Raw genomic sequence first — 16,077 nt, forward strand, 5'->3', positions numbered from 1 at the left:
GAGAGATTAGGTTGGGCATCATTGTTGAAAAGTTAGAAAAAAGATATGAAGCTTCTAATGGAGTTACTCTGACTTATTTAGAAGATCCTTATCCAGTGAAGAATGCAGCTGGAGAACGAAAATTACTTGTTATATTTCAACCTGTTGGCACAGAAGGAAAAGAAGACCGCTTCAAATTCCCTTATTCCCTTATTGATGGACTACGCTATTATAACTGCAGAAAAATTTATATTAAAGACAATTTTGGTGAACTGGGAAGTTTTTATATAGGGTTAAATGGAAGTACGAACATATATAGTGCTGTTCAAGAGTTTCTAATGAAAAAGATTAGTGAATATAAAATCTTGAAAAAAGATGTTACCTTTTATGGTGGTTCAAAGGGTGGGTATGCCTCTCTTGCTCATGGATTTGATTTAGGGGTTGGGAACATCGTAAGTGCTATTCCTCAATTTAAATTGTTTGATTACATTTCACGCTGGAAGCCAATAATGTTCGATGTCTTCCCAACTGCTGTTAATGATTCAATCAAGGATTACTACAACAACTTTTTAAAAACAAAAATTGTTAAAGGTTATAATAAACCTAATGTTTTCATTGTCACTTCCAGAAAAGATGAGCTATTTGAAGATCATGTAGTTCCTCTAATTGAGACCCTCAGAGAGAGTGGCTGTAGGCCTCATGTTTGGGAAAATAACGAGGAGTACGTGTTACGGCATAATAAAGTTGTTGAAAACTCACTGAATGAGATTCTAACAATGATCTCGATGTGTTTATCAGATGAAAAAATTAGAGACTTCTTCCAATAAAAAATTCCCATCTTCTGGGACTGCCCCCCGTTTTTGAGACAGGGATCAAAACACCTTTTAAACAGCCAATTGCCGATAGTTTATCGGTGATTGGCTGTTTAGTTTCGTTTGAATACGAATGTTGTTATAATAATAAATGTATTCTTTGACAGTACGTTCTACGATGGCGGTCGTGGTTCGATCAATGCTGTTAAGATAGAACGTTTCAGGCTTTAGTGAGGAATGAAACGATTCGATGGAGGCATTATCAGCGGGCGTCCCTTTGCGGGACATGCTCATGGTAATGCCTTTTGTTTTAACAGCTTTCTGATACTCGTAAGATGTATACACAGATCCTTGGTCACTATGTAACACGCAGTTCTCAGGCAGTGTTGGCAGTTGATCAAGTGTGTGTAAGACAAAGTCTGTGTCCTGCTTATCTCCAATCGTAAAAGCAATCACTTCTCCATTATATACATCCAATATACTGGAAAGGTATAATTGTTTCTGTCCATAAGGCAAATACGTGATGTCCGTTACTAGTTTTTCAAGAGGGTGATCAGACTGAAAGTTCCGATCTAATATATTATCGACCACGGCATATGGCTGCCCATTCTTCTTGCGCTTTTTCACCTTAACCCGGCACTGCCACTGATTTTTCTGCATCATACGCTGAACCGTTTATGGTTAATACACATTCCCTTTTTTAATATGGCTGTGATTTTTCGATATCCATATCGATACTTGTGCTCTCGGCACAACGTGCCGATTTGTCTTTCTAAATGGCGTTTAGGTTGATCCTGCGTCAGATTCTTCTTCCAACGATAATAAGACGAGCGACAGATACCTAAATGAACACAGATATCCTGTACGGTCATTGATCGGTGCATTACTTCTACAAGTTCGACTGACGTTTGGCTATCAACTTCCTTTCCAATTCGTTGTACTTTTTTAACACTTCATTCTGTTGTCTCAGGTAACGATTCTCTGCCTGCAGTTTCTCTAATTCGGAAGAATACTCCGGACCTTTTCCGTAAGTATATTGCTTTCCAACAGGCTGTTCAAATCGATGTGTATTCCTAGCCTTATGCCATCTAACCCATGTCTGAACCTGTGTCTTATTCTTAATATTCAATTTCTGCATGATCTCTTTCATCGGCACGCCTGCCAATCTCATTTCTACAGCCTTCTGTTTCACTTCAACCGGATAACTCACTCTTGTCCCCATAGAAAAAACACCTCCAAGTCTAATTTCGGATAACAATCATCCGTTTTCAAGCTTGAAGGTGTTATTATTTGTCTCATCTTATGGGGGCAGTCCCTTTACTTATTAGGGTTATTTGCTTGCAAATACTCTCGATGTTCTCTCTCCAATTTATCAATATCATCTTTGAATATATAAATCTTATATTTTTCCTTTGCTTCTCTTGACAGATTATGTTCTAAATATTCACGGAGCTTTGTCTCACTTTTGGTTTGATCCATGCCAATTGTAATTGCCGGATCTGTTATTCCAATTTGAAAACTAAATAAACCAAATTCATCCCAAGCACTTTCTAAAACTTCTTCAGGTGCTTTTTTGTTTGATTCGATTAAAGTAATACCCGACATAATCAAAGCAGGGACTAAGATCAAAAATCCGATTAGCCTCTTCTTCATTCACCAATACACTCTCCTTTGTGGAAAAGAATCCCTCCTTTATTAATACTACGTATATCATTATTGACCTTTTATTTTATTTCCAACATTTACATCGAACTTTTGTTCTGGTTTTTCTTGAATGAAGAACATTTGTTCTGTTAATATTAGATCAATAAAGGAGCGTGTCGATATGCTTAGGGATCGAGGAACAATCAAATGGACATCAATGATGCTTCCAGAACATTTAACAGCTTAAACAAGATTTGATTGATGTATCAAAAATTGAAAAGCCATCCTTAGATGACCAACAAAATGAAGAGATGGATCTTCTCGTCTCTGAGGCATTGGAATTTAATAAAGAATTGCAATTCAAGCTTTTTAACAAAGGATTCGTGAAGCATATTGCCGGCAGAGTACATTACATTAATTTTGAACAACAAAAGCTTCACGTAAAAGACCAGAACGACAATACAGTTTATATCAACATGAATAACATCATAGGAGTTACATACAATGATTGATTACTCACAATTTCCACGCAAGAATATACTTTGTGTCGATATGAAATCCTCGGCTGTAACAATGGGGCTTCACCCTTTAACATGTTATCTTGCTGTTGTAGGGAATACGGAGAGACAGGGAAGTGTTGTGTTAGCTGCATCTCCTGCACTTAAAAAAGATTTTGGGATCAAAACAGGATCAAAACTATTTTGAAGATCCAAGAATACACATTGTAAATCCGCAAATGAAGCTTTTCATCAGAGTTTCAACTGAAATTACAAAGTTGTTTTACAGATTTGTTCCTGAAAAATGTGTCCATACGTATTCAATTGATGAATCTTTTTTAGATGCAGGAAAAGAAGATCCTGAAGAAATGGCCAAAGCAATCCAAAGTAGCATGTGGAGAGAATTTGGCCTAATGTGCACAGTAGGCATCGGAGACAATATGTTGCTCAGTAAGCTTGCACTTGACCTGGAGAGTAAGAAAACGAAGAGCGGCATTGCACGTTGGAGATATGAAGATGTGCCAAATAAACTCTGGAATGTTCATCCGTTATCTAAAATGTGGGGGATAGGAGGGAGGATGGAAAGAAACCTGAACCGAATGGGGATATCAACTGTAGGTCAGCTAGCTAAATTTCCATTAGAGTTGCTTGAGAAGAAGTTCGGAATAATGGGAAACCAGTTGTACTACCATGCATATGGAATCGATTTATCCGAAATTGGTGCTCCATTAATGCAAGGGCAGATTAGTTTTGGTAAGAGTCAGATTTTACTGAGGGATTACACAAGGAGAGAAGAGATTAAGGCAGTTCTTTTGGAGATTTGTGAGGAAGTCGCAAGAAGGGCACGTACACACAACAAAGCTGGTCGAACAATTAGCCTGGGTATTGGATACAGTAAAGATGAGCTTGGTGGTGGATTTCATCGAGCAAAAACAATTGATCTTCCCACAAATATCACAATGGATATTTATAGATGCTGCTTAATGCTCTTTAATAAGTTTTACTCGGGTAAAACAGTAAGAAGTATCTCAGTTACGTTATCAAATATTGAGGATGATGTAAATCAGCAGTTGAGTTTATTTGAAGTGGATAATGAAAAGAGAAGGAAACTCGGGTTTGTCATGGATGGGATTAGAAGCAAATATGGATCAAAAGCGATTCTGAGAGCAGTTTCTTATACACCTGCTGGTACTCGCTTCATAGAGCTGGTCTTACGGGGGGACATAAATCATAAAAATAACCCCCTGAATTTGGAGGGGGTAAGAAAAACATATTAAGAAGTATGTCCTCTGCTTGCAATTTCATACGAATGACCATCAGTAAAACCAATACTGGCTGTATGTCCTCTGCGTGCTTCTTGGACACCTTTTTGAATGTTAGTTAAATAAATGCTTACAAATCCAATTAAAACAATTGCTAGAATAAAAACAGATGCATGCTTAAGTTTCATAAAGACAATCCCCTCTCTGAATTTGTTTACGGGCATAAAGCACTTTCTCATAATAAGCAACAGCCACTTTATGGTCTTCTTTTTCATTGTAATACTTCGCTGCATCTGCTGCTAAATCCTCCACGTCTGAAAACATTGACTTTAATTCTAAATCATTTAGAATCGAACTTAATTTTCCTTTGTCGTTATCTACATATAGGGCATGAATGAATTCAAACATTTTGGCCATGATCTCATCGTTTAATTCTTCTGACAAAGACAGACCATGTGCACACCATGAAATTCCCTCGGAGTGATTTCTCATCTTAAATGTGGTTTTTGTCAACATAAGTAAGATGTCCAATAAACGATTTGAGTGCTCATACCCATTATCCTGGTATACTCTTATACCCTCCTTAAAGTACTCAGCTGCTTTTTCATAAGCTTCCTCAGCAAATGAACATAAGCCAAGATTGTACAGAGATGATCCGATTATTCGTGACATATCGATTTCTCTTGCTTTATCTAAAGCATCTTTAAAATGAGGGATCGCTTTTTCAGGGAAGTCCATATCCAAATAATTTAGACCGATGACAAATGAGCATTGAATAACTCTTACAGTGTAGTTTTCATGTGCTTTATAACTATCGATTGCTTGAACAATGTGATGCATCGACATATGAGTTTGCTTCATATGATAATAAATTTCTGCAACCTTGTAGTGGAATTCTGCTCGTTCAATCTCATCTGCAACAAGTGATAATTTTCTCTCGGCTTGCTTATAAAAGCTTATGGCATTAAGATATTCGTATTGTTCAAATTCATACATTCCACGGAAAAAGTTAAAATAATATTCAAGAATCCCTTTCAAATCAGTTTGACTACTCTCGATCTTTTCTAATAAGTCTGAAATTTTAGGGCGTTCTTCATTCAATGACTTAGGTTCTAGGTAATCGAGCATTAGCTGATGACGAAAACACATGAGAGAATAATACAGCAATAAGTCTTGGTCTTCCTTCATATGCCTTATTTCTTCCTCAACCTCAGCTTTCAATATTTCTGAATCTGGGACACTAAATAATCTTATGTATTTATACCACTCATTTATTTTCACTCCAACTTTTGAAGAAGAGATCATTTGCTCCAACACAAGCCCTCCTATATTCAAATGTCTACACATGTAATATTTTATCATATTTAAATGAATAAGGAAGATTAACGTTATCTTAAAAAACGAAAAAAGTACCCTCCTCAATTAAGAGAAGGGTAGGGGCTTTATCTTGGTGAATCATAATCTATTGCTTGTTCACTATCAGAAATACCTGAAGTTGTTGGGTTAACAATGATACCCATTGCAGATAAAAAAGTTAGAAGAGTGTTAAATTCCTCTGTCAAATGGTCAACCCGTTTAATGTACAGAAAACAGCCTCAGCGTTTAACAGTCAAAATAGTAAAACATCTGCTAATGACTGGGAATCAGCAGGAACCGAGTATGTAGACAAAATTTGAAAAATATGCTTTAGCCGCAGTTGTTCATATCCTGTTGCATATTGTAAAGACCGTAAAGGGTTTAAAATGGCCGATGCTAGACACGTCACAGTTACAATATATGAAAGTTCGAAGGAAAAAATTGGATATGGTAGCTTTATCATGACAGATAGGGGTGAGCCAAAAGCTGCTGAGAAAATAAATGTAAGGAAAGACCCTCACAGAAATGGAGGATTGCTATTATATATTAACTAAAGTGTAAGTTAATGAAACAATGCATAATAAATACGAAATATAAGCAATTGCTTTTGAGGAACTTGTTTTATGTCTTTGGAATGTGTAAATCAGAGCAAAACCGAGAAAGAAAATAGTTACAAACCAAGAAGTGTATTGTGGAAAGCTGGCAACCAGCAATACCATGATTGTTGAAAAAATAAATGAAGAAAAATAAGTAACTTTGTGATCATCATTCAAAGAAATCACCTCTAGAGATTTTTATCCGATTTGGTGTGTATTAAAACATGATGCTAAAGAAAAAGATAAAGCAATCAAATACTCTATCAACCAATTGATTTTAATGGGACAAATGTTCGTTTTTCTATAAAAGAAGCTTATGTTATGAAAGGGGCTATTCACATGCAAGTTTTGAGGATCATTTTTGTTCATGTTTTGTCTGCATTATCAGCTGCCGTTGTGTATGTTTGTGGTATTGGTTATGATGGCTACATTCCATACTTCGTCATAAGTATTATTCTCTATATCTGTTATTTCATTTTTGCAGCACCTGTTTAATATTTATTAAATCGTAAACCAAAAAGGTTTAACATGAAATATTTGCTTATATACTTACTCTTTTCCTTCTTCGTTTGGTTAGTCTTCGCTGTAATGACTGATTCGAAAAAACTCTTTGATTTTCTAATGGGATACGAAATTTACTTATTTAGCTTCTCATTTGCTGTAATCTTTTGGATCTGGGATTCAGTTTTTCTGCTTAAGGCTCCTTAGGTCTTGAACTTTCACCCACAAGATTTTACATCGTTATTCCTTTCATTCTATTAGAGGAGGAAAAGTAGGGAAAACGAAAAAATGATAGAATTTCATAAAGCCACTATACCCAGAGAGTTCCTTCGCATTCTTTCTGGGGTTTAGTATCGCTTTAAACTGTAAGGAGGACAACGCTGTGCGGAAAGCTTTAAGACCTTTATTCAAGACAAAGAAAAATCAAAGACCAGAAGCGGATGGCTATTTGCATGTGCTAGCGAAGGGTATAAACCTGGAATTAAAACAAAAAATATTTGCGTTGGAAGGCTTAGGGGAAGTAGTGGCAGAAAAATTGCAGCGTAAATACACAGATGTTTTTGAAGGTCATGGCAAACGTAACCTCAGCATTAAAATTTGTAGAGATATAGATGGAGATGTGATAAGTGATTTAACAGCTGAGAGGTGCTTGGAAAAAGAATACCGTTCCCAAGTCACAATTCATTTTAGACCTGTAACTGCCAATGAAGATGAAGATGTAGACGCTTTTACAATTGATTTATGGTATTACTACGGTGGATTTATAGGAAGCGGTTGTGGCACATTATTCGATTTAAATAATAATGACTTAGAAAAGGAAATGGTAGAGGCCCTGATATTTTTACTGCACGACAACATTAGTTCATTTGGATAGCCAATCGGATAGTTCTTCCTAGCTCAATACAATGTGTAAACGGTTGTGTTTCTCAGTTGATGTTGGGGAGGACGAACTTCGGTTTCTTTTATTTTGCACTTGGTGCTTATCTGATTTAAACCGTTGTGTGTTTCTGTTTAACCTTGTGATTAGCTCCTCGGCCATTCAGATACCCGTCAACAGACTTGACATAAGCGGTAGCTAACAGCCTTCCAATTATCTCTGCGATCATATGTACCAAACTCTACTTCCCGCTTACCAATTCCTTGTTTCGTTTAGATCATCTTTGCCATATAGTAAACAACAAAAACACATGAATTGATGATGAGGTTTCTTACATATTGAGAAACGATATAAAAAAACAAGCCCCAAATCAAGATTTATCTCAGGGCGATATGATTTATCTGAAAAAAACGTTGAAAAAGCTGAAAGGATTTTATAATATTAAACCAAGTTAGTTTGTTTGATCAACAAACTAATGAAATGAACTTACAGTTGTCCATAAGATAAGTTCTTATTCAATACGGATTAAAAGGGGGAGAGGCTCGATGACCAACAGATGAATGTACTGCTTGCTGATCACGATTTAGAGGATGATAATGCTCAGTAAAGTAACCACTAAGATTTTCAACACCTTTTTTTGAAAGCGCTTTTATAAACACTGGGCATAAGTCTGAAGAGATTTTTCCATTTCTTACTGTTCCATATTAAAGGATCGAAAAGGGGAGTAATCATGCTCAGTGAAAATGTAAAGAAGATTAGGATGGTTGAAAAAGTTGGATATGCGTCCGGGGATTTCGCATGTAATTTAATTTATGCAACGGTGTCTACTTACCTTTTGTTCTTCTATACAGATGTATTTGGTTTATCGGCGGCAACAGCCGGCACGATGTTTTTAGTGGTTAGAATAATTGACGCTCTCGCTGATCCTTTTATTGGAACAATGGTAGACAGAACGAACAGCAGATTTGGACGCTTTAGACCGTATCTATTATTCGGAGCTTTCCCATTTGTCATACTGGCCATACTCTGTTTTACAACTCCAGATTTTTCGGATATGGGGAAATTACTATATGCCTATATCACCTATGTTGGCTTGTCGCTTACATATACAATGATAAACGTTCCATATGGCGCGTTAACTTCTGCAATGACTAGAAATAATCAAGAAGTTGTTAGCATAACATCCGTTCGCATGCTATTTGCAAATCTTGGAGGCCTTGTCGTTGCTTTTTTTGTTCCCTTACTGGCTGCCTATTTAAGCGATATTTCCGGTAACGAATCTCTTGGCTGGCAACTAACCATGGGTATTTTGGGTATGATAGGCGCGTTCCTTTTAATCTTTTGTTTTAAAAGCACAAAAGAGCGTGTCACTCTTCAAAAATCTGAAGAGAAAATTAAATTCTCTGATATATTTGAGCAATTTCATGTGAATCGTCCCCTTGTTGTATTAAGTATTTTCTTTATTATCATTTTCGGAGTGAATTCAATCAGTAATTCAGTTGGCATTTATTACGTGACGTATAACTTAGGAAGAGAGGATTTAGTGAAGTGGTACGGTTTGATAGGAAGCTTGCCTGCATTGGTCATTTTACCGTTTATTCCAAAGCTTCATCAGCGATTGGGGAAGAAGAAATTACTAAACTATGCATTATTACTGAATATAATCGGCCTCCTAGCTTTACTGTTTGTTCCGCCAAGTAATATATACCTCATACTCTTCTTTCGATTAATCGCTGCTGCTGGAAGCCTCACTGCCGGGGGATATATGTGGGCGCTCATTCCTGAAACAATAGAATATGGAGAGTATAGGACTGGGAAAAGAATGGGCGGGCTCATATACGCGATCATCGGATTTTTCTTTAAATTTGGCATGGCCTTGGGAGGGGTTGTACCGGGATTGGTTCTTGATAAGTTTGGATATGTGGCAAACCAGGCACAAACGCCCGAGGCATTAACTGGAATTTTAATTACAACAACCATTATTCCCGCGATTTTGCTTGTTTTAGCCATGATCGATATTCATTTCTATAACTTAGATGAGAAAAAATATAAAAATATGCTTCGAGAATTAGAGAATAGAGACAAAGTTTATTTGGATCATATTGATGATTTCAAAGCTTAAAAAAGGAAATAAACTGAGGAGGAGTCCCAAATGAAGATTATCAATCCAGTACTTAAAGGATTCAATCCCGATCCAAGTATTTGTAGGGTAGGAGAGGATTATTATATCGCTGTATCTACATTTGAGTGGTTTCCAGGAGTACAGATACATCACTCAAAAGATTTAGTGAATTGGCACTTAGTTGCACATCCATTACAGAGAGTTTCACAATTAGACATGAAAGGAAACCCTAACTCAGGTGGGGTTTGGGCGCCATGTTTAAGTTATAGCGACGGAAGGTTTTGGCTGGTCTATACGGATGTTAAGGTCGTAGATGGCGCTTGGAAAGATTGTCACAATTATTTGGTGACTTGTGAAACGGTTAATGGTGACTGGGGAGAACCGATTACATTAAATAGCTCGGGGTTTGATGCATCTTTATTTCATGATACAGATGGGAAAAAATATTTATTAAATATGTTATGGGATCAGCGTATTGACCGGCACTCTTTCGGAGGAATAGTTATACAAGAGTATTCTGATAAGGCGCAAACATTAATTGGTAAACCGAAAGTTATATTTAAAGGAACGAATAGAAAACTGACAGAAGCTCCGCACCTTTATCGTATCGGGAACTATTATTATTTATTAACTGCAGAAGGAGGAACACGGTTCGAACACGCTGCTACAATTGCCCGTTCTGCAAATATTGAAGGGCCATATGAAGTTCATCCCGATAATCCACTCTTAACGTCGTGGCATGACCCAGAAAATCCGCTGCAAAAATGTGGACATGCCTCCATTGTTCAAACACATACAGGTGAGTGGTATGTAGCTCATTTAACAGGGCGTCCTATACATCCTGACGATGATTCCATTTTTCAGCAGAGAGGATATTGTCCTTTGGGCAGAGAAACAGCTATTCAAAAACTCTATTGGAAAGATGAATGGCCTTATGTAGCAGGTGGAAAAGAAGGAAGCTTGGAGGTAGAAGCCCCGGCTGTATCAGAAAAGGTGTTTCCAGCAACCTACCCGGAAGTTGATGAATTCGTAGATCCAACATTAAATATTCATTTTCAAACGTTAAGGATCCCGTTTACAAATGAACTAGGCTCGTTGACTCAAGTGCCAAATCATTTGCGATTATACGGTCATGAATCATTAACCTCGACATTTACTCAGGCATTTGTCGCCAGACGCTGGCAAAGTCTCCATTTTGAAGCAGAAACTGCAGTTGAGTTTTATCCGGAGAATTTTCAACAAGCCGCCGGATTGGTGAACTACTACAATACCGAAAACTGGACGGCTCTTCAAGTCACGCATGATGAAGAACTTGGCCGTATTCTTGAATTAACAATATGTGATAACTTCTCTTTTTCACAGCCGTTGAAAAATAAAATTGTGATTCCCCATGAGGTAAAGTATATCTATCTAAGAGTAAGCGTTGAAAAGGAAAACTATTATTATTTCTATTCGTTTAACAAAGAAGATTGGAGAAAAATTGACATTGCATTGGAATCGAAAAAATTATCAGATGATTATATTCGTGGAGGAGGCTTCTTCACAGGTGCTTTTGTAGGAATGCAATGTCAAGATACCAGCGGAAACCATATTCCGGCCGACTTTAGATATTTTCGTTATAAAGAAAAATAATATACACCTGAAAAAGGAGACTTCTAGTGAAGAACTCCTTTTTCATAGGAGAAGGTATCCTTAATAAAATGGTCTTATTCATGAAATCAGCAAAACAAAAACTCATCTTCGAAAGATGAGCATAGAACATAGCGTGTTGTACAATTCATCATGTAACGATATCTAGAAAATGTTCAATCACAATAGAAGACATTCCTAATGCCGGTGCACTCTTTCCTAAGGAAGATGGCAATAACTCATAGCTATTGGCTAATTGGGAATAACCCCTGGATGACACTTCACTTCTAATTGAATGTAAAACCATTGGATGCGATTCAATTATGGTGTTTCTTAAAATGATGGCTTGTGGGTTGAACGTATTTAAAATATTGGTAAGGCCTATGCCTAAATAGAATCCAAAATTTTGTAGCGCGTTTAAAGTTCCAATATCATTCAGATGGGCGCGGTCTATGATATCTTGAGTGGACACTTTTTTCTCTTTCGTCTGAAGAGATGTTAATAAAGCCTTCTCCGATGCATACAATTCCCAGCAGCCTCGGTTTCCGCAACTGCATTTAGGGCCATTAAAGTCTATTGTCATATGTCCCATTTCTCCAGAGAATCCGCTTACCCCTCTATATAAATGATTGTTGATAATGACACCGATCCCTATTCCTGTACTAATACTTGCATAAATAATGTTTTCGTGATTTTTTGCAGCACCGAATACTTTTTCTCCATATGCACCGGCATTTGCCTCATTTTCAATAAAAACAGGAACATTGAACGTCTCTTGAATGAAAGGTTTTAAGTCAATATTTCTCCAGTTGGAGTTCGGAGTGAAAACAATTTTTTGATTTTCATCAATGAGCCCAGGAACGCATATGCCTATACCAATAAGCCCGTACGGAGATTGTGGCATATGTGTTATAAAGTGATGAATCATATTCACTAGAATGTCTTTCGTTATTTCTGGAGAATGACATTCCAAATGGTGGTGTTGATCCAGGACGATCGTCCCTTCAAGGTCTGTTAAAATGCCATTAATATAATCCACACCAACGTCTATCCCTACGGAGTATCCCGCCTTTTGATTAAAAACAAGCATGACAGGTCTTCTGCCGCCGCTTGATTGGCCCTGGCCGATTTCAAATACAAGGTTTTCTTTCATTAATGTGTTTACCTGTGATGAAACAGTTGATTTATTTAATCCAGTCTTTTCAGATAATTTCGCTCTTGAAATAGGTGAGTTCTTAAGTATTTCTTTTAATAATAATTTTTGATTTACTTTTTTGACAAAGGTTTGATCTGCGATAACCACTTCATCCACTCCATTTGTATAACCTATAAATTAAGTTGACATTTTATGTGTTCAGTATGAAACATGGTACATATCGAATCTTACCCTTATTATATCTAATGTGTTCATAAAAAACGAAAAAAATATTGAAAATACGGATGAGGTTATATAAGATGAAAATAAGTTAGTTTGTTTAGTCAACAAACTAATAAACAGCTTACTTACCATATGACATAAAATGCGCCTGAATTTATTTTTAAGGGGGAAATCACATGGTTCAATCTCATTCTAGTTCAGTTAACTATTTTGAAAGCGTAAACAAAGTGGTTTACGAAGGGACAGAATCCACTAATCCTTTAGCATTTAAATATTATAATGCTAAAGAAGTAATTGGCGGAAAAACGATGAGAGAGCATTTACGTTTTTCGATTGCTTATTGGCATACATTTACCGCTGATGGCACAGACGTTTTTGGAGCGGCTACGATGCAAAGACCGTGGGATCAGTATAAAGGAATGGATCTGGCCAAGGCGAGAGTAGATGCAGCATTTGAGCTTTTTGAAAAACTGGATGCACCATATTTTGCTTTTCATGACCGAGATATTGCACCGGAAGGAAGTACGTTAAAAGAGACGAATCAAAATGTAGACAGTATCGTGAGCATGTTGAAAGAATACATGAGAACCAGCAACGTTAAGCTATTATGGAATACTGCAAACATGTTCACGAATCCCCGTTTCGTTCATGGTGCCGCGACTTCCTGCAATGCAGATGTGTTTGCGTATGCTGCAGCACAAGTAAAAAAAGGGCTAGAAACAGCAAAAGAACTTGGCGCTGAGAATTATGTGTTTTGGGGCGGCCGTGAAGGATACGAAACACTGTTAAATACCGATTTGAAATTTGAGCTTGATAATTTGGCCAGATTTATGCATATGGCAGTGGATTATGCGAAGGAAATCGGATATACAGGGCAGTTTTTGATTGAACCAAAACCAAAAGAGCCGACCACTCATCAATATGATACAGATGCAGCAACAACCATTGCCTTTTTAAAGCAATATGGCTTAGACAGTCATTTTAAATTAAATCTCGAAGCCAATCATGCCACATTAGCCGGGCATACATTTGAACATGAATTACGCATAGCAAGAGTACATGGTCTGCTTGGCTCTGTTGACGCGAACCAAGGTCATCCTCTTTTAGGCTGGGACACGGATGAATTTCCGACAGATTTATATTCTACGACATTAGCGATGTACGAGATCCTGCAAAATGGCGGCCTTGGTAGCGGTGGATTAAACTTTGACGCGAAGGTCAGCAGATCGTCTTTTGAGCCTGATGATTTAGTGCATGCCCATATTGCGGGGATGGATGCATTTGCAAGAGGGTTGAGAGTAGCTCATAAATTAATCGAAGATCGTGTGTTTGATGATGTGATTCAACATCGTTATCGCAGCTTTACTGAAGGAATTGGTCTTGAAATTACAGAAGGAAGAGCTAATTTCCATACTCTTGAGCAATATGCGCTAAATCATAAAGCGATTAAAAACGAATCAGGAAGACAGGAGCGATTAAAAGCTATATTGAACCAATACATTTTAGAAGTATAACAGATTAAGAGAACTGCTATAAAAAGGTTTAACATGATAGCCAATACTTGAGACTACCCGTCATGATTCCTTAACTATTGCTTATTGTTATGACGGGTCATTTCTATAACTGGGCATTTATTTAGAGTGAATGGTTTTTATAAGGGTAAGAGGTGAAAACATGAAGTATGTCATTGGAATAGATCTTGGAACGAGTGCTGTTAAAACGATTTTAGTCAATCAAAACGGCAAGGTTTGTGCAGAAACGTCCAAAAGTTATCCGCTCATTCAAGAGAAGGCTGGATATAGTGAGCAAAATCCTGAAGACTGGGTGCAGCAAACAATTGTTGCATTGGCTGAATTGGTTTCTATATCTAACGTTGGAGCCAAGGACATTGACGGCATAAGCTATTCAGGACAAATGCATGGGTTGGTCCTGCTTGACCAAGATAAACAGGTGTTACGTCATGCCATTCTTTGGAATGATACCAGAACGACGCCTCAATGTAAGAGGATGACCGAGGAATGCGGCGATCTTCTGCTTGGCATCACAAAAAACCGTGTTCTGGAAGGGTTTACATTACCAAAAATGTTATGGGTGAAGGAACATGAACCTGAACTTTTTAAAAAAACTGCTGTTTTTTTACTTCCGAAGGACTATGTGAGATTCCGTATGACTGGTGCGATTCACACCGACTACTCCGATGCGGCAGGAACTTTACTTTTACATATGACTCGCAGGGAGTGGAGTGATGATATTTGTAACCAATTTGGTATTTCTGCAGCTATTTGTCCTCCGCTTGTTGAATCTCATGAATGTGTAGGATCGCTGCTTCCTAACGTTGCGGCGGAGACGGGGCTATTGGAAAAAACAAAAGTGTACGCTGGGGGAGCAGATAACGCTTGTGGTGCTATCGGAGCCGGTATCCTCTCATCAGAAAAAACACTATGCAGTATTGGGACGTCAGGGGTCATACTTTCCTGCGAAGAAGGCAATGAAAGAGATTTTAAAGGGAAAGTGCATTTTTTTCATCATGGAAAAAAGGATTCTTTTTATACGATGGGAGTCACGCTTGCTGCAGGATACAGCTTGGACTGGTTTAAAAGAACGTTTGCACCAAACGAATCGTTTGAGCAATTACTGCAGGGGGTGGAATCCATTCCGATAGGAGCAAATGGACTATTATACACTCCTTATTTGGTTGGTGAAAGAACGCCGCATGCGGATTCTTCTATTCGGGGAAGTTTTATCGGAATAGATGGAGCTCATAAAAGAGAGCATTTTGTGAGGGCAGTAATGGAAGGCATCACATTCTCTTTACATGAATCAATTGAGCTATTTCGCGAATCGGGAAAATCAATTCATACTGTTGTTTCTATCGGTGGGGGAGCTAAAAATGAATCGTGGCTTCAAATGCAGGCAGATATTTTCAATGTGAGGGTGATTCAGTTAGAAAATGAACAAGGCCCAGCCATGGGGGCCGCTATGTTAGCTGCTTTTGGAAGTAGGTGGTTTGAATCCCTTGAAGAATGTGCAGAGCAGTTCATCCGTGAGGCTGCTGTATTTTACCCAAAGGAACAAAATGTTCAAAAATATAAAACACTATTTGATTTGTATAAGAAAGTTTACAGCCAAACAAAGGATCTCAATTCGGCTTTGAAGAGCTTTCGAAAAGCAAAAGCCTAATGAGAAGTGCGGGACGTAAATAGTGTATTATGTTTACGCACAACACCCCTCACGTTAACGCAAGGGGTGTTTTCGCTGTTTCTATATCATTCAACAAGCTTAAAAAGCACGATTGACTCTATCTATAATGAGTTACTAAAACAGATAAAAAATATAGAGTATTATAAAACATCTACTAATCCCTTTTGATCATGAGACGCTGTATGTCTTAAATAAATTCAAGAAGATAAGCGTGCAGAAGCAG

12 protein-coding genes and 4 pseudogenes are annotated in these 16,077 nt (G+C 37.6%); 9 read left to right on the plus strand and 7 right to left on the minus strand.

The features are described from left to right. The first annotated feature begins 11 nt into the window (after positions 1-11). A complete protein-coding gene (locus tag SC79_RS04405) occupies positions 12-806 on the plus strand; it encodes a hypothetical protein (RefSeq protein WP_231559179.1) in 795 nt (264 codons plus the stop codon). Positions 807-863: 57 nt separating this feature from the next. On the opposite strand, the pseudogene SC79_RS04410 reads toward SC79_RS04405, so the two are convergent. Together SC79_RS04410 and SC79_RS04420 are read right to left on the minus strand one after the other, a co-directional pair. Then, positions 864-2,013, minus strand: a pseudogene (locus SC79_RS04410) (IS3 family transposase). Positions 2,014-2,108: 95 nt separating this feature from the next. Beyond that, positions 2,109-2,444: a hypothetical protein gene (locus tag SC79_RS04420; RefSeq protein WP_039074039.1), complete on the minus strand. Its 336-nt coding sequence runs from the start codon at positions 2,442-2,444 to the stop codon at positions 2,109-2,111. Positions 2,445-2,616: 172 nt separating this feature from the next. Here SC79_RS04420 and SC79_RS20385 point away from each other — a divergent pair. Beyond that, a pseudogene (locus SC79_RS20385) lies at positions 2,617-2,947 on the plus strand (YolD-like family protein). Further along, positions 2,940-4,166, plus strand: a pseudogene (locus tag SC79_RS19815) (DinB/UmuC family translesion DNA polymerase). The pseudogenes SC79_RS20385 and SC79_RS19815 overlap by 8 nt, the downstream one beginning before the upstream one ends. A 39-nt stretch (positions 4,167-4,205) precedes the next feature. Here SC79_RS19815 and SC79_RS04440 read toward each other — a convergent pair. The 4 genes from SC79_RS04440 to SC79_RS21235 all read right to left on the minus strand — a co-directional run bounded on the left by SC79_RS04440 (position 4,206) and on the right by SC79_RS21235 (position 6,323). After that, the gene (locus SC79_RS04440; RefSeq protein ID WP_039074040.1) at positions 4,206-4,382 is read right to left on the minus strand and encodes a hypothetical protein; all 177 of its coding nucleotides are present in this window, start codon (positions 4,380-4,382) and stop codon (positions 4,206-4,208) included. Continuing rightward, entirely contained in the window at positions 4,372-5,508 is a 1,137-nt protein-coding gene (locus SC79_RS04445; RefSeq protein WP_039074041.1) for a response regulator aspartate phosphatase, read from the minus strand. The genes SC79_RS04440 and SC79_RS04445 overlap by 11 nt, the downstream gene beginning before the upstream one ends. Positions 5,509-5,636: 128 nt before the next feature. Next, a complete protein-coding gene (locus SC79_RS21585; RefSeq protein WP_371807367.1) occupies positions 5,637-5,756 on the minus strand; it encodes a phage holin in 120 nt (39 codons plus the stop codon). A gap of 333 nt (positions 5,757-6,089) precedes the next feature. Continuing rightward, positions 6,090-6,323, minus strand: a complete 234-nt coding sequence (locus SC79_RS21235; protein WP_039074042.1) for a hypothetical protein — start codon at positions 6,321-6,323, stop codon at positions 6,090-6,092. A gap of 336 nt (positions 6,324-6,659) precedes the next feature. On the opposite strand from SC79_RS21235, the pseudogene SC79_RS21240 reads away from it, so the two are divergent. The 4 genes and pseudogenes from SC79_RS21240 to xynB all read left to right on the plus strand — a co-directional run. Continuing rightward, positions 6,660-6,854: pseudogene (locus SC79_RS21240) on the plus strand (UPF0715 family protein); the annotation flags it as partial. A gap of 175 nt (positions 6,855-7,029) precedes the next feature. Beyond that, on the plus strand, positions 7,030-7,521 hold the full coding sequence (locus SC79_RS04460) for a hypothetical protein (RefSeq protein WP_039074043.1): 492 nt from the start codon (positions 7,030-7,032) through the stop codon (positions 7,519-7,521). Positions 7,522-8,254: 733 nt separating this feature from the next. Further along, entirely contained in the window at positions 8,255-9,646 is a 1,392-nt protein-coding gene (locus tag SC79_RS04465; RefSeq protein WP_039074044.1) for an MFS transporter, read from the plus strand. 30 nt (positions 9,647-9,676) lie between these two features. Next, entirely contained in the window at positions 9,677-11,278 is a 1,602-nt protein-coding gene (gene xynB / locus SC79_RS04470; protein ID WP_039074045.1) for a xylan 1,4-beta-xylosidase, read from the plus strand. 148 nt (positions 11,279-11,426) lie between these two features. Here xynB and xylR read toward each other — a convergent pair whose 3' ends face one another. Further along, on the minus strand, positions 11,427-12,578 hold the full coding sequence (gene xylR / locus SC79_RS04475; RefSeq protein ID WP_039074046.1) for a transcriptional repressor XylR: 1,152 nt from the start codon (positions 12,576-12,578) through the stop codon (positions 11,427-11,429). A 251-nt stretch (positions 12,579-12,829) separates the two neighbouring features. Between xylR and xylA the strand changes: the two genes are divergently transcribed. Further along, positions 12,830-14,167 carry a xylose isomerase gene (gene xylA / locus SC79_RS04480; protein WP_039074047.1) on the plus strand — a complete coding sequence of 446 codons (1,338 nt, stop codon included), beginning with the start codon at positions 12,830-12,832 and terminating at the stop codon, positions 14,165-14,167. Between the two features lie 160 nt (positions 14,168-14,327). After that, the gene (gene xylB, locus SC79_RS04485; protein WP_039074048.1) at positions 14,328-15,833 is read left to right on the plus strand and encodes a xylulokinase; all 1,506 of its coding nucleotides are present in this window, start codon (positions 14,328-14,330) and stop codon (positions 15,831-15,833) included. The last annotated feature ends 244 nt before the right edge of the window (positions 15,834-16,077 follow it).

It is taken from the genome of Bacillus sp. MSP13, assembly GCF_000815295.1.
Classification (GTDB): Bacteria; Bacillota; Bacilli; order Bacillales; family Bacillaceae; genus Bacillus; species Bacillus vallismortis.

Bases quoted from the DNA above. Each gene is read 5' to 3' on its own strand.
- SC79_RS04420 (WP_039074039.1), bottom strand. From the start codon at position 2,444: ATGAAGAAGAGGCTAATCGGATTTTTGATCTTAGTCCCTGCTTTGATT.
- SC79_RS04440 (WP_039074040.1), bottom strand. From the start codon at position 4,382: ATGAAACTTAAGCATGCATCTGTTTTTATTCTAGCAATTGTTTTAATT.
- SC79_RS04465 (WP_039074044.1), top strand. From the start codon at position 8,255: ATGCTCAGTGAAAATGTAAAGAAGATTAGGATGGTTGAAAAAGTTGGA.
- xynB (WP_039074045.1), top strand. From the start codon at position 9,677: ATGAAGATTATCAATCCAGTACTTAAAGGATTCAATCCCGATCCAAGT.
- xylA (WP_039074047.1), top strand. From the start codon at position 12,830: ATGGTTCAATCTCATTCTAGTTCAGTTAACTATTTTGAAAGCGTAAAC.
- xylB (WP_039074048.1), top strand. From the start codon at position 14,328: ATGAAGTATGTCATTGGAATAGATCTTGGAACGAGTGCTGTTAAAACG.